We start from the raw sequence: 22,878 nt of genomic DNA, 5'->3' as shown, positions 1-22,878 counted from the left end.
AGGCCCGTAACTCATCAGAGTTGCGGGCCTTTTTAGTTGGTGTGATTTGAATTCTACAAGTCTTCCAGAATCTTCTGAATTCCGTCCACCAGCCTTTTAGGGGTGGATGCCCCGGCGGTGAGTCCGATCTTGTCTATGTCTTTAAGGTCTTCAAGAGGGAGTTCGTCAGCGATTTCAACATGGGTGCATTTGGTGCCCGCTGTCTCGACAACCTGCACCAGACGGCGGGTGTTGCCGGAGATGCGACCGCCCACAACAATCATGTGGTCCACTTCACCGGAAAGGGTGATGGCTTCGTCCTGACGCTGGCGGGTGGCGTCACAGATGGTGTTCAGGGTTACGAATTCGATGCCCTTGCTTTCAAGATACTGGATGCAGTCCGCGTATACGGCACGGTCCTGAGTGGTCTGGGCTGCGAGGCAGTACTTCCGGTTCGGGTCCAGTTCAATGTCCTGAAGCTCTTCAAGGGAGTCAAAAAGGTGCGGTCCTTCTGGTCCGTAGCTGAGCAGTCCTTTCACTTCCGGGTGACTGTCTTCGCCGTAAAGAAGAAGTACACGGTCATCTTCAGTATTGCGCTGGATGAGCAGCTGCGCTTTTTTGACCTTGGGGCAGGTTGCGTCGATTACGTTTACACCGCGCTGGCGCAGGTCTTCTTCTACAGCTTTGGGAATGCCGTGGGCCCGGATAACCACATATGCACCTTCGGGTACTTCTTCCGGGGTTGTGGCGGTGATTACACCCTGTTTTTCATAATCTTCCAGAACCTGCGGGTTGTGGATGATCGGTCCCAGAATGTATATTTTTCTATCTTCGTCTTTCTCAATCAGGGAATCCAGCTTGTTGAGAGCGAGGTCTACGCCCATGCAGAATCCGGCTGTTTTAGCTCTGATAACTTCAACCATTAACGGCCTCCATATATTTTACGGCAGATTTTACCGCGTTTTTTTGTCTTCGATATAACTTATTTATATTACATTTCATTGTTTCGTTTGGCAATGTGCTTGTTTCAGTCTTAAACCGGAGATAACCCATTGACCGCAGGGGGGAAGGGGAGTATTTTCCCCAAAAAATAATTCAGCTGCTTAATATTGAAATACATTGGAGCCTGTTAAAATGAGTTCTGAGATTATTAAAAAATATAGGGAAAGAATGGCGGAGGCTTACGAGCTGCACCGCAAATATGTGAACCCCCAGTTTGTGCGGGTCCTCGAAGTAATCGGCTATGACCGCAACTATGTTTCTTCCGAGGGGGCATATCTGACCGATGCCAAGGGTGTGAAAGTCCTTGATTTCCTCTCCGGGTTCGGTGTGTACAACATCGGGCGCAACCATCCTTATGTGGCCGATGTGCTTAAGGAAGTGATGGATGAAAAGACCGCCAGCATTGTGCAGATGGATCTCGGTGTCATGTCCGGCATGCTGGCTGAAAAGCTGGCCGAGCTTGCTCCCGGTGACCTTGAAGCCGTTTTTTTCACCAACTCCGGTACGGAAGGGGTTGAAGGGGCACTTAAATTCGCCCGTCAGGCCAGCGGCAAGCATAAGCTGGTCCATTGTCATCATGCTTTTCACGGGTTGACCCTCGGTTCGCTGTCCGTAAACGCCAACCGTGAATTCAGGGATCGCAACGAGCCTTTGCTGCCGGATTGTACTCCCGTGCCCTTTAACGATCTTGAAGCTCTGGAAGATGCGCTCAAGGGCGGCGATGTGGGCGCGTTTATTCTTGAAACCGTGCAGGGCAAGGGCGTTTTTGTCCCTGACGACGGTTACCTGCAGGGTGTGCGCGAACTCTGCGACAAGTACGGCACCTACATGATTGCCGACGAAGTGCAGTGCGGCATGGGGAGGACCGGAAAGATGTTCGCTGTGGATCATTGGGGCGTGAAGCCGGATATTCTGGTTATCTCCAAGGCTCTTTCCGGCGGTTACATCCCGGTTGGAGCCATCATCACCACCCGTGAGATTCATGGCAGAATTTTTGATTCCATGGAACGCTGTTTTGCCCATTCCAACACCTTCGGTCAGAACGATCTGGCCATGGCTGCCGGACTGGCGACCATCGAGATTATGGAGGAAGATAATCTGGCCGAAAATGCAGCCGGAATGGGCGCGCGCATTGAAGAAGGGTTGCAGAAACTTGCCGATAAGTATGAGATGCTCACTGAAGTCCGCGCCAAGGGGCTTATGATCGGCATGCAGTTCGGCGAACCTAAGTCCATGGCCCTGAAAGCCAGCTGGAAACTGCTGCACAAGATGAATGATGATCTCTTCTGCCAGATGATCACCATGCCGCTGCTGGAAAAGCACAACATCCTCAGTCAGGTTGCCGGGCACGGTCTTGATACCGTTAAAATCCTGCCCCCGCTGATGATCAATGACGAGGACGTGGATAAATTCCTCGCCGCCATGGATGACGTACTCAAGGAAGCGCACAAGATTACCGGATCGGCATGGAAAACCGTCAAGGATCTCGGAATCAGGACAGCTAAGACTTCATAGACAGATTCCCTTCCGGAGCTGGAAGGTCGAAAATCGTGGATATTATGGGAGGCAAATTGTACAATGTACGCTGATTTGCCTCCTTTAATTATCTGCCACGCCTAAAAAAGACCCCGGCGGTTCTCCCGCAGCGGGCAGAATTTAATGAATATTTTTTATAATGTTTTAGAGAAAGTAATTCGCTCCATCTGGGGGCTGGTCCGCAAGGCACCTGTTGCCATTGTTCTGTGCGCTGTGTTGATGGCCGCTGTCTGCGCCGCTTCTTCCGCTCTCTGGCTGAAGCTGGACAGCGATCAGGACAACCTCATTTCCCACGAGCTTCCCTTTCAGAAGCGCAATCTTGAGCAGATTAAGAATTTCGGTGATCAGGAATACATGTTTGTGGTCATTAAGACCGGGGGCACTGATGCGGGGAAGGATAAGGCCGCCAAGTTTGCCGCCACTCTCGCCACTAAACTCAAGAAACGTCCCGATCTGGTCAAGGAAGTGCACTACGCCATGTCCGCCCGTGACATGGGGCCGGGGGTGCTCATGTTCGCCTCTTCGGACGAGCTGCGCCAGTTCGTATCCCTTGCCCGTGATTTCGGTCCGCTGGGTAAGGAATGGTTTGAAGAACCGGGACTGACTCGTTTTCTGAACATGACAGCTGATCTGCTTAGCGGCAAAAAAGGCACAGAGCAGGGCGGCAGTGCCGGACCGGAAATGTTCGGTCCGTTTATCGGCGCAGTGGATAATCTTGTGGGCGAGATGCAGTCTTCCCTTGTTTCCGGGCCGACCCTTGAAACCATGAATGCCCCGGTTTTCGATCTCGACAAGGCCGGAATCCAGTATTTCTTCACCCGCAACGGCAAGCTGCTGATCATGCGTATCCTGCCCAAGAAGGATTTCCGGGTTATGGATGTGATCGGACCTTCGCTTAATTTTGTGCGCTCATCCCTTGAAACAGTGCGGACTGAGTTCCCGGAAGTTGAGGCCGGACTCACCGGACGCCCGGTACTTTCCGCCGATGAAATGCATACTACCGATCAGGATATGACCATTGCGGCCATTATTTCAGTGGTTGTGGTCGGGCTGATGTTCATGTTCATCCTGCACGGCTGGCTGCGGCCCATGCTGGTTATGGGCTCGCTTTTTTGCGCCATGGCCTGGACCTTCGGGTTCACGCTGGTCGCGCTGGGCAGCCTGAATCTGCTTTCCATTGTATTTGCCCTTGTGCTGGTCGGTATCGGTGTGGATTTCGGTATCCATATTGTCATGCGTTATGTGGAGGCTTCGGATTCGGGGTTGTCTCCTGATGAGGCAGTGGAAGAAGCCCTCGTCCATACCGGCCCCGGTGTATTGCTGGGCGGGCTGACTTCGGTCTGTGCTTTCTACGCCGTGCTGGGACAGGAGTTTGTGGGGCTGGCCGAACTGGGCCTTGTGGGCGGAACCGGGATTATTTTCTGCCTGATTTCCATGCTTACCGTACTGCCTTCCATGATGCTTATTGCCGGGCGGCGCAACTGGTTCCCGTCTTCGCGTCCGCGCATGGCCACCATGCCCTTCATGGAAAAGATTATTTCCCGCCCGGTAACCGTACTGCTGGTTTTTGCGGTCCTGACCGCGCTGGCTTTTCCCGGATTCCAGAAGGCCGGATTCAACTACAATCTGCTGGATCTTCAGGCTGAAGGTCTGGAGTCTGTTGAGTACGAACATGTTCTGATCAATGATTCCGATGAATCCACTTGGTTCGCGGTGATGACCCGCCCGGATTTGGAATCCGTAAAATCACTCATTGCTGAACTCAAGCAGATCCCTTCGGTGGGCCGCGTTGATTCCATTCTCGGCTTTCTGCCCGAAGGCCAGCAGGAAAAAGCAGAAATCCTGCGCGGTGAAGCGGAAGCACTGGCCGGAATCAATCTTGAAGCACGCAATTCATCCCTTGTGCCTTCCGAAGTTGTGTCCGGGCTTGAGAACCTGATTGAATCCCTTGAAGGACTGGAGGAAAAACTCTTTTCCGCCGGGGCCAAAGCGGAGCTGGAAAAAGTCGGTGAGATCATTGACCGGGCAGATTCCTGCCTTGAGATACTTGAAAAAAATCCTGCAGATGCAGTCAACCTGACTCCGCTTCAGGCCCGGCTGGTCAGCGAGCTTTCCGGCTCATTTGCATGGCTTAAGGAAATTCTGGAAGTGAAGTCCGTTGACCCGAATGACCTGCCCGAACATTTACGTTCCCTTTATGTTGGCAAGGACGGCAGCTTTATGGTCAAGATTTCTCCGGTAGGCAATGTCTGGGATTTTGACAAACTGACCGGATTCGTGGCCGACCTGCGCAGGATCGACCCCGAAGTGACCGGGGTTCCGGTGGTGGTTCTTGAATCCTCTCTGCTTATGCGCGAGACCTTTCTTGAGGCCGCAGGGCTGACCATCATTCTGGTTTCGGCCATTCTTTTCTTAAGTTCATTCAGCATCAGTTATGTTCTGCTGACTCTTGTTCCCTTGTTTGCCGGGATTTTCTGGCTGCTGGAGATCATGGGAATTACCGGACTGAGCTTTAATTTAGCCAATTTCTTTGCTATTCCTGTACTTATCGCCATCGGTGTTGACGGCGGAGTCCATTTTCTGGCCCGCTGGAAAGAGCTTTCCCAAGGGGAGCGGCTTTACCATACCAGCACTCCGGTGGCGGTGGGGCTTAGTTTCTGCACCACAATGATCGGGTTCGGGGGACTGCTTTTGGCCCACCATCGCGGCCTTGCTTCGCTGGGCGGCATTATGGTTACCGGGTCTGCCACCTGTCTTGTGGGCTGCATGGTGGTTCTGCCCGCTGTGTTCAGATTGATTGAAAGGATTAAAGGAAAGTAGTTTATGTACAGAAAAGTTATCGCACTTGTATTTGTTCTGCTGCTCGGACTGAGTTCTGCTGCTTCCGCCGGAAGATTTGATTTTGCCATCATCCAGCCCGGTCAGCCGGGTACAACAGCCGAAGCGCAGCCGGTAATGGATGAACTGGGTAAATATCTTTCCGCCCGGCTGGGCGAGAAGGTTCAAGGCGTTTATTACAATGACCTGAACGCTGCTCTTGAATATCTTGGAAAAAACAAGCCCGCATGGTCTATCTGCGGGCTGACCTTCTTTAAAACATACGCAGACAAATTCGCCATGACCCCGGTGGCGTCCACTCTGCCGCAGGGCATGGAAAAGGATGTCTGGCGGATGATCGTACCCGCTGACGGTCCCGGGTCCCCGGACGCTGTTCAGGGCAGGGTCTATGGTTCCATGCTCTACACCCCGCAGGCCATGGAGATACTCTTTGCCGGAAGAGAAGGTGGGAAATTCAGCATGGAAGGTACGCACAAGGCACTGCGTATGCTTCGTAAGGTGAATAAAGGTAAGATTGCCGGTGTGGTGCTGGACTCTGTACAGTATTCGGTGATCAAGGATTCGGACCGTTATTCCAATACCAAGGTTATTTATACTTCTGCGCAGCTGCCCAACAGCCCGGTGGTCTGGTTCGACAAAACCACCGATGACGCTTTCCGGCTTCAGGCTGTGCTGCTGGGCATGGATAAAGACCCGGCTGCCAGGGAACTGCTTAAGCTGCTCCAGACTTCCGGTTTCAACCCTGCTGATAAGGATTTGAGATAATGAAGTTGCTGCGCTTACTACCGTTGCTGCTGGTGCTGCTTGTTTGCGGATGTTCAGCGAAATATGACCTGCCCCTTTATGAATATGATGCGGACGGAGTGGTGCTCTGGAAACCGTGTTCACGGGCTCAGGCCGAAGTGCTTTCCAATTCTTCCAAGGATAACGATATCCTGCAAGGGGCGGCCTGTTCGGCATGGCTGCTGGAGAGCGGAGCCGTCAAGTCCGCTGATTACGCAAAATCTTCACAGGCAAAATTGAGGTCTTTTCTGGGTAAAAATAAGCAATCCGGTCTGGGCCACTATCTTTTGGCTTATTTAATTGCTAAAGAGGCTCAGCTTGCTCCCATGAAGGGTCTTGACCTTGTGCCGCAGATGGAGCAAGAAGCAATCGCAGCGTCCAAACTTTCTCCGCAGGTGGATCATGGAGGCCCGGATCGTTTTCTGGGTGAGCTTTATTTGAAAGCACCTTCCGCGCCCATCAGTATCGGGGATATGGATAACGCGCTGGAGTATTACGAAAAGGCCGTTAAAGTCGCGCCGGATTTTGCCATGAACCGTCTTGGGCTGGCAACAGCTTTACTTGAGGACGATGAAGTGGAGGAAGCCTGCACACATTACGACAAGGCCCTGCAAAGCAAATGCTTTGATGAAAAGTTATTAAAAGTTGATTCCTGTAAAAAGCTGGTCAAAGCCTGTGAGGCACGAAAGACCGCTGAAAAATAAAACCCGCCCCCATGCGGCGGAAATGAGGTTAAGACCTTGGCAATTCCTGCAATTCAAGTAGCTAGACTCGGTAAATACATTCTCACCCAGACCTTGAAAGGTAATAAGCATTACCCGCTGGTACTCATGCTCGAACCCCTTTTTCAGTGCAACCTGCGCTGCAAGGGCTGCGGTAAAATCGGGCATCCGCCGGAAATCATGAACAAGCGTCTTTCCGTGCAGGAATGTATTGACGCCGTGGAAGAATGCGGTGCGCCTATTGTTTCCATTCCCGGCGGTGAGCCGCTGCTGCACCCTGATATGCCTAAGATTGTGGAAGAGCTGATCAAGCGTAAAAAGTTTGTATACCTGTGTACAAACGGTCTGCTTGTTCCGCAGCGCATTCATGAATTTACCCCCAGCCCGTACCTGACTTTCAACCTCCATCTGGACGGACAGAAAGAGATTCACGACAAAATCGTCTGCAAGGACGGGGTTTTTGATAACAGCGTTTCCGTGATCAAGATGCTCAAGTCCAAAGGGTTCCGGGTTGTAACCAACACCACCCTCTTCGGCGGGCAGACTGCTGAGAACGCAGCAGAATTTTTTGATTTCCTCATGGACCTAAAAATTGACGGCATGACCCTTTCCGCAGCATTCAGCTACGAGGCTGCCGCTGATCAGGATAGCTTCCTGACCCGTGACCAGTCTGTGAAACTTTTCCGGGAGATTTTCAAGCTCGGCAAGGGCAAAAACTGGGATTTCTCACACAGCAGCTTCTATCTTGATTTTCTGGCCGGAAACCAGAATTACAAGTGCTCCCCGTGGGGCAACCCCTCCCGTTCCGTTCTCGGCTGGCAGCGTCCCTGCTATCTGCTGGAAGACGGCTTTGTCTCTTCCTACAAAGAACTCATGGAGCAGACCGACTGGGATAAGTTCGGCGTGGGTAACGATCCCCGCTGCGCAAACTGCATGGTCCACTGCGGCTTCGAACCCACCGCGGTTGCCGATTCAGTAAAACGTCCCCTCAAAGGCGCAATGCTGGCTTTGAAAGGTGTGGATGTGGGTTAGTACTTAGATTGATTGTAAAAAAGCCCGCTGAAGTTCGCTTCAGCGGGCTTTTTTTGTTGCGTATATTTAATTATTGCAGATCGCTGTCTTGAAATCTTCTGATGGTAATCTCTGAGGTCAGTTCTTCATCTACAGCATTAAAGTAGTGGATCTGTTCACTGGTGAGTGCGTTGGGATTAAAGCGGGTAGCCCCAAAAGCAGTATCTATTATTGATGATGGTGCTTGAGTTGAATATAAAGCATGCCGGGCAGTAATTTTTATCTCCACACATCCGGTGCAGGCAATTGTAAGTAGAAATATAATGAGAAAGAGATTTTTTCATATGATACCCAGTGTTTATTTGTTTGAATCGATATGTCTATGTAGTAGATGTTCGTCAATATGATTTGATGTAATAGTTGGTTGGCAGACGAAAAAATGACCGGATTCAAATTAAAATAGTATTATTTAAAAACTTTTCCCAAACTTTTTAAAGCCTTTGAATAATCACGCCCCACGGGGACCAGTTCGAATATCAGACCGGGCCGTTTGGCTATGGCTTTAAGGATAGGGCCGAGCTTGGTTTTTCCCGATTCATCAACTCCGATCAGTGATTCTTCCGGGATGGACCGTTTGCTGTCATCGCTGATGGCCCGGATACAGCCGAAGGGGATTCCGGCCTGTTTTGCCGCTTGTGCCACTGCGATGGATTCCATATCCACGGCCAATGCTTTGCTGCTCTTGTGCATGGCGGATTTGTCTCGCGTGGTAAGCAGCGGTCTGCGGGCGGTGATCAGTTTGCCTGATTGCAGCTCTGCCCAGCCGGGGATAAGTTCTGTGCAGATCTCCACATCTTTTTTCTTCCCGGACCATGCTTCAAATTCTGTCAGATCTGAACCAATGGATGATGCAGCCACGAGCGAACCGGCATGGAGGTCAGCAGCAAGGCCCCCGGACACCCCGATGCTCATGATTAAATCCGGTTTTTCAGCGCAGAGAAGTTTTGCCGCTTCAGATGCACGCCGGATGCCTATGCCTGATACAATGCAGCTGTATTCTATGGTGCTTGAAATATTTCCTGTAAGCAGTGGATAATTACCGGAAGTTCCGCGTTTCGGGTTAGGGCAGAGGGCCAGTGCTTCCTGTCCCATGGCCGCGACGATGGCTATTTTTTTTATTGTCATTGTTTGTCCTTCTCAATGTCTTGCGCGGATAATAGATGACTTCTTAGGATGGGTAAAGTTGTACAATGTTCCGATGTCCGGGTTTGACTTGAGTTTTGAGGAGAGGTAGTCAGTGATTATTGTTTGAGATGTTAATAAAAGGTGTAATCACTATGAATCAACGAATGTATTTTCTGGACAATCTGCGGGCTGTGGTCATTTTTCTGGTCGTGGTCCTGCACGTGTCACTCTGTTATATGAAGTTCGCCCCGAGCTGGTGGTTTGTTATTGATCCGGCACAGAGCATGTTTTTCACCTATGCGGTAATGCTCATCGATGTCCCCATCATGGCTGTGATGTTCTTTCTTGCCGGATACTTTGCCCTGCCGTCCCTGCAGAAGCACGGCCAGCACAGGTTCTGGGTCGGTAAGTTCCGGCGGATCATTATTCCGTGGGTGTTGGGTGTGCTTTTTCTTTCGCCCCCGGCCATGTACATGATCCTGCTTTCAAGGGGCAAGGCTCCCGGGTATATGGAATTCTGGGCCGGGCCGTTCTGGGGTCCACTGTACAGCCAGTCCGTGTTCTGGTTTCTCGGTCTGCTGGTCATGTTTTATCTGATTCTCTGTGGCTGCTATCGTCTTTTTCCGGGACTGCAGAGCCCGCCACGGGTCAGCCGTAATCCATCTCCGTTATTTCCGATTCTGTTTATATCTGTTTCCGCCGGGTACTTTCTGGGTATGAACCAGTTTTTTCCAGTGGATAAGTGGATTACCGATTGTTATCTGATTGTTTTTCAGCCAGTGCGTTTGCTTATTTATTTGTTTTATTTCGGGTTGGGCGTTCTTGCATGGAAGCGCAACTGGTTCACCCGGCAGGGCTATACCCCGAAACTGCTGCCATGGCTCATAGTCTGTCTTGTCTCAGCTGTTGTGTATCTGACTTTTAAAGGCATGATGGCTACCCGCGGCACTGAACTGCCCATCCAGCTCGGCAATGCGCTGGGATTCAATGTTTTTGCTTACAGCACACTCATGGCCGGGACAGCTCTGTTCAAAGCGTTTGTGAGCAGCTCCAACGGATTTTGGCGATTCTTCTCCGCCAGTTCCTACGGACTTTATCTCTTCCATTCGCTGGCTGTATATTACGGGGCTTACTACCTGTTGAATATGGATGCTTCTCCGTTTGTAAAGGCACCCATCCTGCTTGTAAGTTCCACTGCGTTTTGCTGGGTGCTGACTGTGGCTCTCAAGAAGGTTAAGGGGATTTCTTCGGTTTTGTAGGTGTCTTTTTTAGTTTATACTTAATGTATTAGTCACGCCCCGTTCTTGGTTGAGCGGGGCGTTTGTTTTGTTATGTTTTTTCAGTTTTAGTTGTGACTTATTTTTATCTTTCATGTAATCTCAAGCATAATAATGGCATCTGGGTTCATTAAAGCTATAATTTCAGGAGGGATTTGATGGGCTGGTTCAGAAATTTAAAAATGTTGTACAAAATTTTATTACCCGTGTCCGCCTTGCTGCTGATCACTCTTGTCAGTGTTGAGGTTGTTGCAACTTATAAGAGTTCAGGTGCCATTGAAGATGTAGCCAAAAGAGAGCTTAACGGGCTTGCCGGAACATACGGCGAAAAGGTTCTGGCCTATGTGGCAAAGGGGCAGAATCAGGCCCAGGGGTTAGCCGAAGCATTTGCCGGACTCAAGACCGATAATATTAATATCGACCGGGACAGTGTTATCTCCATGCTTAGAGGATTTGTTTCTGCCAACCCCGAGTTTGTCGGTGCTTGCGTGGGATGGGAACCCGATGCCTTTGACGGGCGCGATGCGGAATACGCCGGAACTGCCAACCATGATGCAAGCGGCCGTTTTGTCCCGTACGTTTTCAGGGACGGCGGAAGCATTAAAGTTGAACCATTGGTTGGATACGACGTGCCCGGTGACGGTGACTATTACCTTAAGCCTAAGGAGTTTCGTCGGACGTATATAACTGATCCCTACACATATAATGTAGGCGGGAAGGATGTGACCATGATCAGTATCTGTTCGCCGATTATGGTTAACGGTGCTTTTCAAGGGGTTGTTTGTGCTGACTTACCCATCACCAGTATTATGGATCTTGTTTCTCAGATTAAACCTTATGAATCCGGGTATGCATGGCTTACGACTCCCAGCGGAGATTTTATTTATCATCCCAAAGAAGAATTTCTGGGTAAAAATCTATATGATGTTGCATCCTTTCAGGATGAAGCCGCTTTGAAAAGGGCTGTCAGGGCCGGGGAGCCGTTTCTTGAATTTCGCAAAGCCGCTGCAACCGGGCTCATGTCCATGGTGCAGTATGTTCCGGTAGAATTTCCCGGGACCGGTCAGCGTTGGTATCTGGCGGTCAGTGCTCCTATGGATAAGATTCTCGCCTCAGCACACAGTCTTACTTATGACCTTATTGTGATCGGTTTTCTGGCATTTGTTCTGGTGCTTATTGCTGTGTATTTTGTGGCCCGTTCCATTTCCAAGCCCATCGGGGTTATGGCCGGTGCTGCCAAAGAGGTTGCCGGAGGTAATTTTGATGTCAGGCTTGATGATTCCATGTTCGGCGGGGAACTGCTTGATCTGAATGTTTCTTTGCGGGATATGCTGGTTTCCCTTGTGGACAACATCTCCAAGTCTGAAAAAATGGCTGAAGAGGCCCAGCAGCAGACCGATAAAGCGCAGGTTGCCTTGCGCGAGGCGGATGAAGCCCGCGCCGAAGCCGAGAATGCCAAGCGTGAAGGTATGCTTCAGGCTGCCGAGCAGCTTTCCGGTATTGTTTCACAGGTTTCCAGCGCAACCCATGAGTTGACCGCCCAGATTGATGAATCCAACCGTGGCTCGGAAACCCAGCGTGAACGCACTTCCGAATCAGCTACTGCCATGGAGCAGATGAATGCCAGTGTTCTGGAGGTCGCCCGCAGTGCCGGGGATGCTTCCGAAAGTGCGCTGAATGCAAAGAATAAAGCAGAAGACGGCGGTGAAATTGTAGCCAATGTTGTTGAGGCTATTTCTGCAGTGAATAAGCATACTGAAGAGATGGTCGCCGGGCTTGATGTGCTGGGCGGGCATGCGGACGGTATCTCACAGGTAATTACCGTGATTACCGATATTGCCGACCAGACCAACCTGCTGGCCTTGAACGCGGCAATTGAGGCTGCACGTGCGGGCGAGGCCGGGCGTGGGTTTGCCGTTGTTGCTGACGAGGTTCGTAAGCTGGCGGAAAAAACCATGCAGGCCACGCAGGAAGTCGGGCAGGCCGTACATTCGATTCAGTCTGAAACCCGCAGAAATATCGACAAGATGGGCAGTGCCGCAGAAATAGTCGGTTCCAGCACGGACCTGGCAGGCAAGGCCGGGGAAAGTCTTGAAGAGATCGTTGAGATTGTTGAAACCACTTCGGAACAGGTTCGCAGCATTGCAACAGCATCCGAAGAGCAGTCTGCAGCCAGTGAACAGATTACCCGCGGTATTGAGGAAGTAAACCTTATCGCCAACGATAATGCTCAGGCTATGCGGGAATCCGCAACAGCAGTTGAAGAGTTGATGCGTCTTGGCGAACAATTGAGCACGCTGATTGAGGAACTGCGTAATTCGTAAATCCTAGTCCGCAAATCCAAGTTAAGACCCCGGCAATATCATAGAAGATATTGCCGGGGTTTTTAATTTGAAAGACACTTTCAATAAGCTACATGCGAAGCTTATTAAAAGGTTTTGGGATTCTTAAACCCTTTTGCAAAAGGGTTTAAGCCCTCGGAGAGCCGCCGGAGGCATCTTATTTCCCGCAGCCGCACGAGCCGCCGCTTTCCTTTTTCTCTTCATCCTTCTCATCATCAGATGCACCGAAGTTCTTCAAGCCTTCGGCCAGTTCGATGAGTCTTGCGTCTGCCTTGCCGTAGATGGAATCCTCGGCATACTTGCCTTCTGCGTCCTTTTCGCCTGCGGCCACTCCGGTGAGGATTTCAATTCCCTGCTCGATGTTTTCCACCGACCAGATATGGAACTTGCCTTCCTTTACGGCCTGAACAACTTCCTTGCGCAGCATGAGGTCCTTGACGTTGGGTTCGGGGATCATGACTCCCTGCTTTCCGGTCAGACCTGCATGTTTGCAGCAGAGGTAGAATCCTTCCACCTTCTGGTTGACCCCGCCGATGGGCTGGACTTCGCCTTTCTGGTTCACCGATCCGGTGACGGCGATATCCTGCCGGATGGGCACTTCGGCCAGCGAGGAGAGCAGGGCGTAAAGTTCGGTGGAGGAGGCCGAGTCACCGTCAATGCCGCCGTAGTTTTGCTCAAAAGCGATACTGGCGGTCAGGGAGAGCGGCTTGTCCTGTGCGAACTGGCGGCGTAGGAAGCCGGAAAGGATGAAGATACCTTTATTATGGGTCGGGCCGGACATATCGGCTTCACGTTCAATATTAATGATGCCGCCCTTGCCCATGGCGGTTACGGCGGTGATACGTGAGGGCTTGCCGAAGGAATAATCACCCATGGAATACACGGCCAGTCCGTTGACCTGCCCGGTTACCGCGCCGTCAGTGTCAACATAGAGGGAGCCGCGGTCGATCATTTCCTGCAGCCGTTCTTCGGTCTGGTTTGAACGCTTGCGGTGGGCATCAAGGGCCTGATCCACGTGCTTTGCTCCCACGGCGGTAGAACCGTTGCGGGCTGCGTAGTAGCTGGCTTCGCCGAGCAGGTCGGCCAGCAGCGGGAAGGCGGTGGTTATTTTTTCCTGCCTGCCGGACATGCGCACGGCCTGTTCAATGATGGCGGCCACGCCGCTGCGGTCAAAATTCATGAGTTCGTCTTTTTTCACCATGCGGCTGATGAAGTTGGATACGGAATTGATGGCTTCGGTGTCCCGGTCCATGGAAGTTTCAAAGTCCGCACGGACCTTGAAAATCTTAGGGACGTCGGGATCGTAATGGCGCAGCAGCTGGTAGAGGTACGGTTCCCCCAGTACGACCACCTTTACATCCATATCAATGGGTTCCGGTTTCAGTCCGGTGGAGGATATGAAGTAGTAGGGGTCGAAGGTCTGGATTTCGATTTTTTCGGTTTTGAGCGAACGCTTGAGCGTGGGCCAGACACCCGGCTCCACAATGGCGTCCATGAGGTTGATGACCAGATAGCCGCCGTTGGCCTTGATGAAAGACCCGGCCTTGATTTTGGTGAAATCCGTGCGCCAGCCGCCGTGGCGATCCATAACCCGTTCAATGGAGCCGAACAGGTTGCGGTAGGTGGGGTAGGATTCGAAGATCACCGGAGGGCTGTCCTGCTCGGTGTTGTCCACCAGCAGGTTGACCTGATAGGGATGCAGGATGGCTTCGGCCTGCGGGGGCATGAACATCATGCCGCCTTCCCCGGCCTGCGGCTTTTTGCCGATCATGCGCATGGAATCGAGGTCTCCGCTCATTTCTTCAAGCATTTCATCAAAATATTTGACTATTTTGGCATCGGTATATTTTTCCCGCAGGGGAGCTATCAGCTCCTGAGCGAGAGTCATGAACATAAGCTTGTCCACGTCTTCGCTTTTTTTCTTCACTTCTTTCTGAAGCTTGCGGACCTGTGCGAGGATGTTGTCGATTTCTTCCTTGAGTTCCTTTTGTTTTTCCTTGAGCCGTTCAAACTCCTCGCGGGGAAAGCGGCCTTTCTCGACCTTCTCCTCAAGCTGAATCATGCGGATGGGTTCACCGTCCACCAGCGGAACCACATCGGGCCGCTGGTACTGGCCCATCTGCATATTGACAATAACCAGACCGGAATCCTTTACTTTATCTTCCACACCCTGAAAGAATTCACGGGTCTGCTTTTCATGCATCTCAATGATTTCATTTTTGCGGGCTATGTATTCCTGACTTTCAAAAAGCTGAGGCACCTCGCGCTTGATGGATTCAAGGAAATCATGGATCTGTTTCTTGAAAACAGCTCCTTCCCCGGCTGGCATGTGGATCAGGATGGGCGATTCCGTAGCTTTGAAATTGTTAACGTAAAGCAGGTCATCCGGGCTTTTGTCGGATTTTGAAAGCTCGGAGATCATTTTTTTTACCGTGGCCTGCTTACCGGTGTCAGCAGGGCCGGTTACGAAAATGTTGTAACCCTTAAGGCCCATACCCATGCCGAAGCGGAATGCTTCAACACCCCGGCACTGGCCGATGATTTCATCTTCGGGGGTCAGTTCGGCAGTGGTCTTAAAGGGCAGCTCTTCAGGGTCGAGGGTCCATCTCAGTTTTTCAAGCGGCAGTTCGCGGTCTTTCAGGATACTGGTCATGGCGGTCTCCGGTCTGATGGCTATTCAGAGGTTATGGAAATAACTTTTTGTGGCTTGATGATGCATTTGTTGAGCACAATTTTGAGCACACCGTCTTTAAAAGTGGCGGTGACATTGTCCGGGTCCACCCGGCAGGGCAGGGGCAGGGTCTTTTTGAAATGGCTGGATTGTCGTCCCCCTTCAAAGGTGACGTTCTTTTTTCCTCCGATGGTCATGGAGGTCTCGGTTACTTTCACTTCAAGGTCTTCAGCCTGAAAGCCGGGCATGGTGGTGCTCACTTCCAGTGATTCTCCTTCTTCACGCATACTGGTCTGCGGTGTGCAGTCTATGATGCCGCATACGGACGGGATGCCGTAATCATGGCAGAGGCTGTTGAATAGCCTGTCCATATCTGTTTTTAATCTTTCAAGTTCCCGGCTTCCCCACGAAGTAAGGTTTGGCATGTGCAGTCTCCTTGTTAAAACAGGTGGGAATATCAGTTAATTTCAGACTAACACATGGGGAAAAACCTTAGCAACCAATTACCATGGAAAAAGTATGAACCGGGTTGTATTTGTAATAACCGGAATTTGTGGCGTGAAAAATGGTGGTTTTCTTTCATGATCCTCACATTTTTGACAAAAAAGGGGGCGTAAGTTCCGTTTTTGAGGAGATACAGTCTTGCATGTTCCAGCTTCATAAGCTATTCGGTTCATCGCTTCTAATTTTATAAAGGCATGATGGAAGTGTTTTCCGTTATGGCTTTTTGTAAATGCTAAAGAAGCGAAAATTACATTTTCTTAGGAGTGACACATGAAAAGGGTATTAACAATTCTCATGGTTGCAATGATGCTGGCATTCGCAACCTCCGCTATGGCTGGTGACGGTTCCCTCGAAAGAGTACAGAAAGCAGGTAAACTCACCATCGGTCTTGATGACACTTTCGCACCCATGGGTTTCCGTCAGGACGACGGTAAACTGGTCGGTTTTGACGTTGACGCTGCTGAAGAAGTAGGTAAGCGCCTCGGTATCAAAATCGTATGGCAGCCCACCGCATGGTCCGGTGTTGTCCACTCCCTGAACGCTAAAAAGTTCGACTGTATCTGGAACGGTATGACCATTACCCCCGAACGCCAGAAAGCAGTTTCTTTTTCCAAGCCCTACATCATGGACGGCCAGATTGCCGTTATCGCCATGGGCAACAAAGCTATCAAGGCTCACAAAGACCTCGGCGGCAAAGTTGTAGGCGTACAGAAAGGTTCCCCCGCTCTTGAGGCTGCCAAGTCCCTCAAGCCCGCAGCCAAGGAAATCCGCGAATACGACACCAACGTTAAAGCTCTGCTCGACCTCGAATCCGGTCGTCTGGACGCAGTTGTTGTAGATAACATCGCAGGCCGTTACTCCATGGCTCAGCGTCCCGGTAAATATGTTGCGCTTCCCGGTTACATCACCAGCGAAGCTTTCGGTATCGCTTTCCGTCAGGGTGAAGATTCCCTGCGCGCAGCTGTACAGAAAACCATCGACGCTATGATCGCTGACGGCACCATGGGTAAAATCTCCCGTAAATGGTTCGGTGAAGATGTCACCAACCCCGCTAAATGGTAAGAAATGATTAGTATAAATAATAAACTCGGAAAGAGCGGGGCCTTGGCCTCGCTCTTTCTGCTGTTTGCACTTCTGATTTTTCCGGCTGCCAGTTCAGCCAGTGTGGACGCTGATGCTCTGCTCAAGCAGGCCCGTAATGCCCTGACGGTAGGTCAGATAGACGAGGCCGTTAAAATTTTCGAGCAGGTTCCCGCCCCCGGTACTGAAGGGGATGACGGGCAGTATGTGTATTCCCGCATGCAGCTTGCACGCATCAGCTATTCCATGAAAGATCCGGGCAAGGCCCGCTCCTACGCCGAGCAGGTCGTTGCTGTATACCCGGATAATGTGGAGGCAAAGAACTTTCTGGCCTCCCTAGACCGTGAGACCAAGCCTGAATGGCAGAAGACCCTTGATGACCTTAAGCGGTTCATGCCCAACCTGCTCAAGGGCGCGAGCATGACCCTGCTGCTGGTCTTCTTCACCATGATCGTGTCGCCCATCGGCGGTCTTTTTATCGCCCTTGGCAAGATCAGCCGCATGCAGCCGTTCATGGCTCTCAGCTGGTTTATCATCTGGTTTTTCCGCGGCACCCCCCTTCTGCTGCAGCTCTTTTTTATTTATTACGGACTGCCTGCCATCGGCATTACTCTTTCCCCGCTTGCTGCGGCACTTATCGGTCTGGGTATCAACTATTCCGCATATCTTGCCGAGATCATCCGCGCCGGTATCGAGTCCATTGACGACGGCCAGACCGAGGCGGCAAAAGCACTGGGCATGTCCTACGGCCAGACCATGCGCCGGGTCATCATCCCCCAGACCTACAAGCGGATTATCCCGCCCATCGCCAATGAATTCATTGCCTTGATCAAGGATACCGCACTGGTTTCCACCATCGCCATGGTTGAACTCATGCGCGCTGCGGACCAGATGTTCAATGCTTATTTCAACGTGACCGTACTGGTGATGGCTGCTGGTATTTATCTTATTTTCACCTCCGTATTCACCTTCCTTTTTGAGAAGATCGAATACAAGGTCGGGGTATACGAGAGGCGCTAAATGGAAACTATTTTAGAACTCAAAAAAGTCGTCAAGAAATTCGGCCAACTGACTGCGGTCAACAACATCGACCTCAAGATCAGCCGGGGTGAAAAAGTTGTTATCGTCGGCCCCAGCGGGTCCGGTAAATCCACCCTGCTGCGGACCATGAACTTCCTCGAAACCATTGATTCCGGGGAAATCCATTTTGAAGGCAAGCTCTGCGGCTATACCTATAAAGACGGCAATCCGGTGCTGTATTCCCAGAAGAATCTTTGCGCCCTGCGGTCCGAGATCGGTATGGTTTTCCAGCAGTTTAATCTGTTTCCGCACATGACCGTTCTGCAGAATGTCATGGAAGGGCAGGTGACTGTGCTCGGCAAATCCAAGGATGAAGCCCGTGAGGTCGCTTTGCAGATGCTGGAGAAGGTCGGCCTTTCCGACCGTGCTACCGTCTTTCCGGTGACCCTTTCCGGCGGACAGAAGCAGCGTGTGGCCATCGCCCGCGCATTGGCCATGAAGCCCAAGATGATGCTTTTTGACGAGCCTACTTCTGCCCTTGACCCGGAATTGGTCGGTGAGGTTTTCGATACTATCCGTTCACTCGCAGATGACGGCATGACCATGGTCATCGTTACCCACAATATGGGTTTCGCCCGTGAGGTTGCCGATACCGTAATCTTCATGGAGACCGGGGATTTCATCGCCAAAGGTACTCCCGGCGAATTCTTCTCTGCCGAGACACAGCATCCCAGAATTAAAGAATTTATGGATAAGTTGTTGTAGTTTGATGCGCTTCGCCGTTTTATTCGGCAGGATTTTGCAAATATTCAGGGCCGTGAAATCTTTTTGATTTCGCGGCCCTTTTTTGGGTTTTGTGTTGTTAGCCATGTGTTATATGGTTGACTTTGTGTTATCATGCGATACATGTATAGCAGGAGGAAAAGTTATGCCTATTTCAATCAGATTGCCGGAAGAAATTGAACAGCGGCTTACTGCTCTTGCAGAACAGACTGGTCGCACCAAGACATTTTATATTCGGGAAGCGGTTCTGGAATATCTGGAAGATTTGGAAGATATTTATCTTGCTGAAAAGCGTCTGGCGGACATAAAGGCCGGGAAAAGTCGCACTTACACATTAGAAGAAGTGGAGAAGCGTCTTGGCTTGGAAGATTGAGTTTGAAGCTGCCGCAGAAAAGGAATTGTCAAAAATTGATAGGCAGGCGCAGAAAAGGATTAGAAAATACCTTGTAGAGCGGGTCGCAGCGATTGGCCCAAGGAGTTTTGGAGCACCGTTGCGTGCTGATCTAGCGGGGCTTTGGAAATATCGTGTCGGTAACTATCGTCTTATTGCTGAAATTCAGGATGAGAAAATTGTTGTCCTTGTTTTGCTCATAGGGCACCGCAAAAAAGTGTACGGCGGACATTAGCGCACCAGTTTTCTATTTCACAATTTTTTCCCATCCGCCGGAGGCAAATGCGTAATCTAGTTTCAGAATTTTATAGAATATTCATCAGGCCGGTCGATCCGGGCCTGTTCATGACCAAATATGCGGCCAAATCCATCTGCGCCTGTCTGGTGGCATTGCTGCTGGCTTATCTGGTGGGCATGAGCACCAAGTTTTTGCAATGGTCGGTTTACGGATCCATGGTGGTAGTCATCTTCCGCGCCGGTAGCACCCTTGCCAAACGCAAGGCCGTGGCCCGCTGGCTTGCTTTCGCTGTCATGTGCCTTGTGCCTGTTTCCACTGTGGTCGGTAATTATCCGGTCGGGCTTGAATTCTATTTATTTTTGCTGGCCTTTGCGGTCTTTTTTGTTCCGGTGCTGGGCGTGGCTGCCGGGACTGCCGCTATCGGGACACTTATCGTCAATCTGCTGGCCCTGACTTCGCCGGATACACTGCTTACAGGACTTGAGCGTTCCGGGGCGATACTTTTCGGGGCCACGGTTTCCTACCTGTTTATCTTCCACCTCTGGCCCATGAAACCTGAAAAAGTACTCAACCGGGCCGGGGCGGTGGCTTTGACAGATATCGGGGACTATTTCCGCGCTGTGGCAGCGTCAACGGGCAGTGAGGAAGATTTGCAGGAGCTTTTAGAAATTCATGAACGGTCTGTGGAATCCATCCGTCGCTACCGCAGATTCATGGAAGCCATGAATGTGGACCCGGTAAAGGAGTTGGGTAGTTATGAGGGGCCATCGGCCCTCTACGCGCTGCTGGTGCGTATGATTGAAGCAGTGGTGGGGCTTGCCAACAGCCGCCAGTTTGCGGAGCACAGTCCGGTCTTCAGGGATATGCGTTTTAAATTCAGCGACCTTGCCGGACGAAGCGCGGTGGCTTTTGATGTGCTGGCGGCCTCCATTTCCACAGGAAAGGGCGAAGTGGATTTGCGCGGTATCGATGAAGGTATTTCGGATCTGGAAAGTGAGCTGCTGCGGCTGGGGGCCTATAAGCGTGATGAAGGTCTGCGTGATGAATTTCTGGAGGCATGGGGCGCGATCTATGGTTTGCGTAACCTGAGTATTGAGTTTGCGGAGATGAGCAAGCTCTGTTGCAAGGGAGGAGCCTGCAGTGTTCGCTGATTCTCTTGCAATTTTAAAGAAGGAGTTCCGCTGGGATTCTGTGCCGTTCCGTCATGCTCTCAAGGCTGCGGCGGCAATCACTGTTGCCATTGTGGCGGCCCGCTTTCTGGAGCTGCGCCATGCGGTCTGGCTGCCGATCAGTGTGATTGTGGTCATGCGTCCGTCAGTTGGCGGAACGCTCCGGCTGGGCTGGAAAAGGTTCTGGGGTACGGCCATCGGGGCTGCCGTCGGTGTTGGGATTCTCTTTCTTGAGCCTGCCATGCCGCTGCTGGTAGGCTTGATAATTTTTTCTTTCTTCTTGATGATTCTGGTGCGGGTCTTCAGTTATACCGCTTTTTCCGGGTGCTTGAGTACCGGGGTAATCTTGATGCTGGGGGCAATTTTTACGGACGGCTGGCAGTTCGGTGTGGAGCGTATAGTGGATACTGCGCTGGGCATCGGTATCGGTATCGCCGCATCATTCGGGGTCTGGCCAAATATGGCCCGCAAGAACCTGCGTACCAAGATGGCGACCCTTGTGGAATTACAGTCCACACATTTTAAGAAGCTTTCCGAATCCTACCTGCAGGGTGGGGTCAGCGAGACCGAGATAATACAGAGCAGGATTGAGGCTTCCACCATGCTCGATACCTGTGCGGAATCATTTCGCGAAGCAGCGGCAGAGCCGGGTTTGCAGGGCTGGCAGCGTAACGAACTGACCCGCTTGATCCGCACTTTCACCCGTATGCACAGCATTTTAATTACCATGTCGACCATTATTCGCCGCAGGTTCGGCGGGCCGCTGCCGTCCATTGCGCAGGGCATGACTGATATCCTTGGTGCTGCTGCCGAGTATTACGGTTGGCTGGAGCAATATTCCCTGAACCCGGAAGATTGTCCGGAAGAACCTGATTTTGATAAGGCTATCGATAAGTTCATGTCCGCAGTGAGCGATGCGCGCATCCGGGGCGAATTTGAGGATGTACCCCTTGAGCGGCGCAACAATGTTTCAGCGTTTATCTGGAATATCCACGCGCTGGGCAACGAGATTTCACGGGCCGGACGCAGAATGCATGATCTGCGGTATGGAAGGAATTGATGCGCTATCGCGCTTTTGATGTAAAGAGTTTGCTCCGGCGGCTTAGCCCTTTTTGAAAACAGGGCTAAGAACCCAAAAACTTTTAATAGTTTTAGTTCTGTTTTTGAATGGAGTTTATTTATGCTAGATGACAAAACCCCGTACACTTTTGACCGCGTAGTCCGTATCCTGCTTACAGCGGGATTTATCTGGGTTTCAGTGCTGCTTCTGGATAAGCTGAGTGCGGTGCTGGCTCCTTTTGCAGTGGCTTTGACTCTCGCCTACCTGCTTAACCCGCTGGTCAATTTTACTGCGCGATTTATCAAAAACCGCACCGGGGCGGTGCTGGCAACTCTGGTGGGGCTGTTGATACCTGCCTCATTTATCTTCTGGCGCGCAGTCAGTGCGGTGGGGCAGGAGATGAAGCAGACCGGGGTCTTGCTGGCCAGTGTGGTCAATGATTCGGATGTGGCCCAGAGGGCGGCGGAATATATTCCTGAAGATATCTGGCAGACCATCCTTGATCTCGCCAAGCAGGAGGATGTGCGCTCTTTTCTTACTGAATCCGGATTGACCGACATGCTTAAAGTCTCGGCCCAGAAGGCTCTGCCCGGCATCTGGAATCTGGTCAGCGGGTCGGCCCATACCCTCGGCGCATTGGCCGGGATATTTGTGATTATCCTTTACCTCGTTTTTCTGCTTACCGATTACGACAAGCTCGGTAAATGGCGGGAGCAGCTTCCTGCTAAATACCGGGAGCGGGTAGCATCGTTCGTGGAAGATTTCACCAATGTGACCAACCGTTATTTTCGCACACAGGCACTCATCGCGCTGATTATCGGCTGCCTGTTTTCAGTGGGATTCATGATCATCAAGCTGCCGCTGGCGATCCTGCTGGGCATGCTCATCGGCTTGCTGAATATGGTCCCGTATCTCCAGATAGCGGGACTCATCCCGGCCTTCCTGCTGGCGGCAATCGATGCGCTGGCAACGGGTGGTAATTTCTGGCTGGCCCTTGGCGGGGTAGCGGCGGTCTTCGCCGTGGTGCAGGTGCTGCAGGACGCTGTGCTGGTTCCGCGCCTTCAGGGTGAATCCATGGGGCTTTCCCCGTGGATGATTTTGCTTTCCCTCTCCATCTGGGGCAACCTGCTCGGTTTTCTCGGGCTGGTCATGGCCCTGCCGCTGACCTGTATGGCACTGGCCCTGTATCGGCAGTGGGTTATGGGGCAGGGGGAAGCGGAGGGAGAAGATTAAAGGAAACCCCCGGAATTGATTTCCGGGGGTATTTTATTAATCCGAATATTACGA

At 51.5% G+C, this 22,878-nt stretch carries 20 protein-coding genes; 15 read left to right on the top strand and 5 right to left on the bottom strand.

Going from position 1 to position 22,878, the window contains the following annotated elements:
• Nucleotides 1-53 precede the first annotated feature (53 nt).
• Nucleotides 54-902: a 4-hydroxy-3-methylbut-2-enyl diphosphate reductase gene (ispH, locus tag FMR86_RS02550; RefSeq protein WP_163349513.1), complete on the bottom strand. Its 849-nt coding sequence runs from the start codon at nt 900-902 to the stop codon at nt 54-56.
• Nucleotides 903-1,113: 211 nt separating this feature from the next.
• On the opposite strand from ispH, the gene FMR86_RS02545 reads away from it, so the two are divergent.
• The 5 genes from FMR86_RS02545 to hpnH all read left to right on the top strand — a co-directional run bounded on the left by FMR86_RS02545 (nt 1,114) and on the right by hpnH (nt 7,892).
• Nucleotides 1,114-2,496 carry an aspartate aminotransferase family protein gene (locus FMR86_RS02545; RefSeq protein ID WP_163349512.1) on the top strand — a complete coding sequence of 461 codons (1,383 nt, stop codon included), beginning with the start codon at nt 1,114-1,116 and terminating at the stop codon, nt 2,494-2,496.
• A gap of 144 nt (nt 2,497-2,640) precedes the next feature.
• Nucleotides 2,641-5,337 (top strand): MMPL family transporter, encoded by a 2,697-nt coding sequence (locus tag FMR86_RS02540; RefSeq protein ID WP_163349511.1) that lies wholly within the window; start codon nt 2,641-2,643, stop codon nt 5,335-5,337.
• Between the two features lie 3 nt (nt 5,338-5,340).
• Entirely contained in the window at nt 5,341-6,120 is a 780-nt protein-coding gene (locus tag FMR86_RS02535) for a phosphate/phosphite/phosphonate ABC transporter substrate-binding protein (protein WP_163349510.1), read from the top strand.
• Complete coding sequence (locus FMR86_RS02530) at nt 6,120-6,842, top strand: hypothetical protein (RefSeq protein ID WP_163349509.1); 723 nt, start codon at nt 6,120-6,122, stop codon at nt 6,840-6,842. Before FMR86_RS02535 ends, FMR86_RS02530 begins: the two co-directional genes overlap by 1 nt.
• A gap of 36 nt (nt 6,843-6,878) precedes the next feature.
• Nucleotides 6,879-7,892 (top strand): adenosyl-hopene transferase HpnH, encoded by a 1,014-nt coding sequence (hpnH, locus tag FMR86_RS02525; protein WP_163349508.1) that lies wholly within the window; start codon nt 6,879-6,881, stop codon nt 7,890-7,892.
• A gap of 70 nt (nt 7,893-7,962) precedes the next feature.
• Here hpnH and FMR86_RS02520 read toward each other — a convergent pair whose 3' ends face one another.
• A complete protein-coding gene (locus FMR86_RS02520) occupies nt 7,963-8,160 on the bottom strand; it encodes a hypothetical protein (protein WP_163349507.1) in 198 nt (65 codons plus the stop codon).
• Nucleotides 8,161-8,336: 176 nt separating this feature from the next.
• A complete protein-coding gene (locus tag FMR86_RS02515) occupies nt 8,337-9,056 on the bottom strand; it encodes a phosphorylase (RefSeq protein ID WP_163349506.1) in 720 nt (239 codons plus the stop codon).
• 152 nt (nt 9,057-9,208) lie between these two features.
• Between FMR86_RS02515 and FMR86_RS02510 the strand changes: the two genes are divergently transcribed.
• Nucleotides 9,209-10,315 (top strand): acyltransferase family protein, encoded by a 1,107-nt coding sequence (locus tag FMR86_RS02510; RefSeq protein WP_163349505.1) that lies wholly within the window; start codon nt 9,209-9,211, stop codon nt 10,313-10,315.
• Nucleotides 10,316-10,491: 176 nt separating this feature from the next.
• Nucleotides 10,492-12,657: a methyl-accepting chemotaxis protein gene (locus FMR86_RS02505; RefSeq protein ID WP_163349504.1), complete on the top strand. Its 2,166-nt coding sequence runs from the start codon at nt 10,492-10,494 to the stop codon at nt 12,655-12,657.
• A gap of 175 nt (nt 12,658-12,832) precedes the next feature.
• Here the strand turns inward: FMR86_RS02505 and FMR86_RS02500 are convergent, their stop codons facing one another.
• On the bottom strand, nt 12,833-15,328 hold the full coding sequence (locus FMR86_RS02500) for an AAA family ATPase (protein WP_163349503.1): 2,496 nt from the start codon (nt 15,326-15,328) through the stop codon (nt 12,833-12,835).
• A gap of 20 nt (nt 15,329-15,348) precedes the next feature.
• Nucleotides 15,349-15,771, bottom strand: a complete 423-nt coding sequence (locus tag FMR86_RS02495) for an Hsp20/alpha crystallin family protein (protein ID WP_163349502.1) — start codon at nt 15,769-15,771, stop codon at nt 15,349-15,351.
• Nucleotides 15,772-16,120: 349 nt separating this feature from the next.
• On the opposite strand from FMR86_RS02495, the gene FMR86_RS02490 reads away from it, so the two are divergent.
• The 8 genes from FMR86_RS02490 (at nt 16,121) to FMR86_RS02455 (ending at nt 22,824) form a co-directional block, all read left to right on the top strand.
• On the top strand, nt 16,121-16,912 hold the full coding sequence (locus FMR86_RS02490; protein ID WP_163349501.1) for an amino acid ABC transporter substrate-binding protein: 792 nt from the start codon (nt 16,121-16,123) through the stop codon (nt 16,910-16,912).
• A 3-nt stretch (nt 16,913-16,915) separates the two neighbouring features.
• A complete protein-coding gene (locus FMR86_RS02485; RefSeq protein ID WP_163349500.1) occupies nt 16,916-17,950 on the top strand; it encodes an amino acid ABC transporter permease in 1,035 nt (344 codons plus the stop codon).
• Nucleotides 17,951-18,715 (top strand): amino acid ABC transporter ATP-binding protein, encoded by a 765-nt coding sequence (locus FMR86_RS02480; RefSeq protein ID WP_163349499.1) that lies wholly within the window; start codon nt 17,951-17,953, stop codon nt 18,713-18,715.
• 163 nt (nt 18,716-18,878) lie between these two features.
• On the top strand, nt 18,879-19,106 hold the full coding sequence (locus tag FMR86_RS02475; RefSeq protein WP_163349498.1) for a DUF6290 family protein: 228 nt from the start codon (nt 18,879-18,881) through the stop codon (nt 19,104-19,106).
• The gene (locus tag FMR86_RS02470; protein ID WP_163349497.1) at nt 19,090-19,359 is read left to right on the top strand and encodes a type II toxin-antitoxin system RelE/ParE family toxin; all 270 of its coding nucleotides are present in this window, start codon (nt 19,090-19,092) and stop codon (nt 19,357-19,359) included. The genes FMR86_RS02475 and FMR86_RS02470 overlap by 17 nt, the downstream gene beginning before the upstream one ends.
• A gap of 47 nt (nt 19,360-19,406) precedes the next feature.
• The gene (locus tag FMR86_RS02465) at nt 19,407-20,513 is read left to right on the top strand and encodes an FUSC family membrane protein (protein ID WP_163349496.1); all 1,107 of its coding nucleotides are present in this window, start codon (nt 19,407-19,409) and stop codon (nt 20,511-20,513) included.
• Nucleotides 20,503-21,591 carry an FUSC family protein gene (locus FMR86_RS02460; protein WP_163349495.1) on the top strand — a complete coding sequence of 363 codons (1,089 nt, stop codon included), beginning with the start codon at nt 20,503-20,505 and terminating at the stop codon, nt 21,589-21,591. Before FMR86_RS02465 ends, FMR86_RS02460 begins: the two co-directional genes overlap by 11 nt.
• 120 nt (nt 21,592-21,711) lie before the next feature.
• A complete protein-coding gene (locus FMR86_RS02455; protein WP_163349494.1) occupies nt 21,712-22,824 on the top strand; it encodes an AI-2E family transporter in 1,113 nt (370 codons plus the stop codon).
• Nucleotides 22,825-22,878 lie beyond the last annotated feature (54 nt).

This window comes from Desulfovibrio sp. JC010 (assembly GCF_010470675.1).
Classification (GTDB): Bacteria; Desulfobacterota; Desulfovibrionia; order Desulfovibrionales; family Desulfovibrionaceae; genus Maridesulfovibrio.
The sequence above is the reverse complement of the archived record's forward strand: the minus strand, read 5'-3'. Positions and strand labels throughout refer to the sequence as shown.

What these genes read in the sequence shown, in the direction of transcription:
- FMR86_RS02510 (WP_163349505.1), top strand. Translation starts at nt 9,209, where the DNA reads ATGAATCAACGAATGTATTTTCTGGACAATCTGCGGGCTGTGGTCATT.
- FMR86_RS02480 (WP_163349499.1), top strand. Translation starts at nt 17,951, where the DNA reads ATGGAAACTATTTTAGAACTCAAAAAAGTCGTCAAGAAATTCGGCCAA.
- FMR86_RS02505 (WP_163349504.1), top strand. Translation starts at nt 10,492, where the DNA reads ATGGGCTGGTTCAGAAATTTAAAAATGTTGTACAAAATTTTATTACCC.
- ispH (WP_163349513.1), bottom strand. Translation starts at nt 902, where the DNA reads ATGGTTGAAGTTATCAGAGCTAAAACAGCCGGATTCTGCATGGGCGTA.
- FMR86_RS02455 (WP_163349494.1), top strand. Translation starts at nt 21,712, where the DNA reads ATGCTAGATGACAAAACCCCGTACACTTTTGACCGCGTAGTCCGTATC.
- FMR86_RS02465 (WP_163349496.1), top strand. Translation starts at nt 19,407, where the DNA reads ATGCGTAATCTAGTTTCAGAATTTTATAGAATATTCATCAGGCCGGTC.
- FMR86_RS02535 (WP_163349510.1), top strand. Translation starts at nt 5,341, where the DNA reads ATGTACAGAAAAGTTATCGCACTTGTATTTGTTCTGCTGCTCGGACTG.
- FMR86_RS02485 (WP_163349500.1), top strand. Translation starts at nt 16,916, where the DNA reads ATGATTAGTATAAATAATAAACTCGGAAAGAGCGGGGCCTTGGCCTCG.
- FMR86_RS02495 (WP_163349502.1), bottom strand. Translation starts at nt 15,771, where the DNA reads ATGCCAAACCTTACTTCGTGGGGAAGCCGGGAACTTGAAAGATTAAAA.
- FMR86_RS02540 (WP_163349511.1), top strand. Translation starts at nt 2,641, where the DNA reads ATGAATATTTTTTATAATGTTTTAGAGAAAGTAATTCGCTCCATCTGG.
- FMR86_RS02475 (WP_163349498.1), top strand. Translation starts at nt 18,879, where the DNA reads ATGCCTATTTCAATCAGATTGCCGGAAGAAATTGAACAGCGGCTTACT.
- FMR86_RS02530 (WP_163349509.1), top strand. Translation starts at nt 6,120, where the DNA reads ATGAAGTTGCTGCGCTTACTACCGTTGCTGCTGGTGCTGCTTGTTTGC.
- FMR86_RS02490 (WP_163349501.1), top strand. Translation starts at nt 16,121, where the DNA reads ATGAAAAGGGTATTAACAATTCTCATGGTTGCAATGATGCTGGCATTC.
- FMR86_RS02515 (WP_163349506.1), bottom strand. Translation starts at nt 9,056, where the DNA reads ATGACAATAAAAAAAATAGCCATCGTCGCGGCCATGGGACAGGAAGCA.
- FMR86_RS02500 (WP_163349503.1), bottom strand. Translation starts at nt 15,328, where the DNA reads ATGACCAGTATCCTGAAAGACCGCGAACTGCCGCTTGAAAAACTGAGA.
- FMR86_RS02545 (WP_163349512.1), top strand. Translation starts at nt 1,114, where the DNA reads ATGAGTTCTGAGATTATTAAAAAATATAGGGAAAGAATGGCGGAGGCT.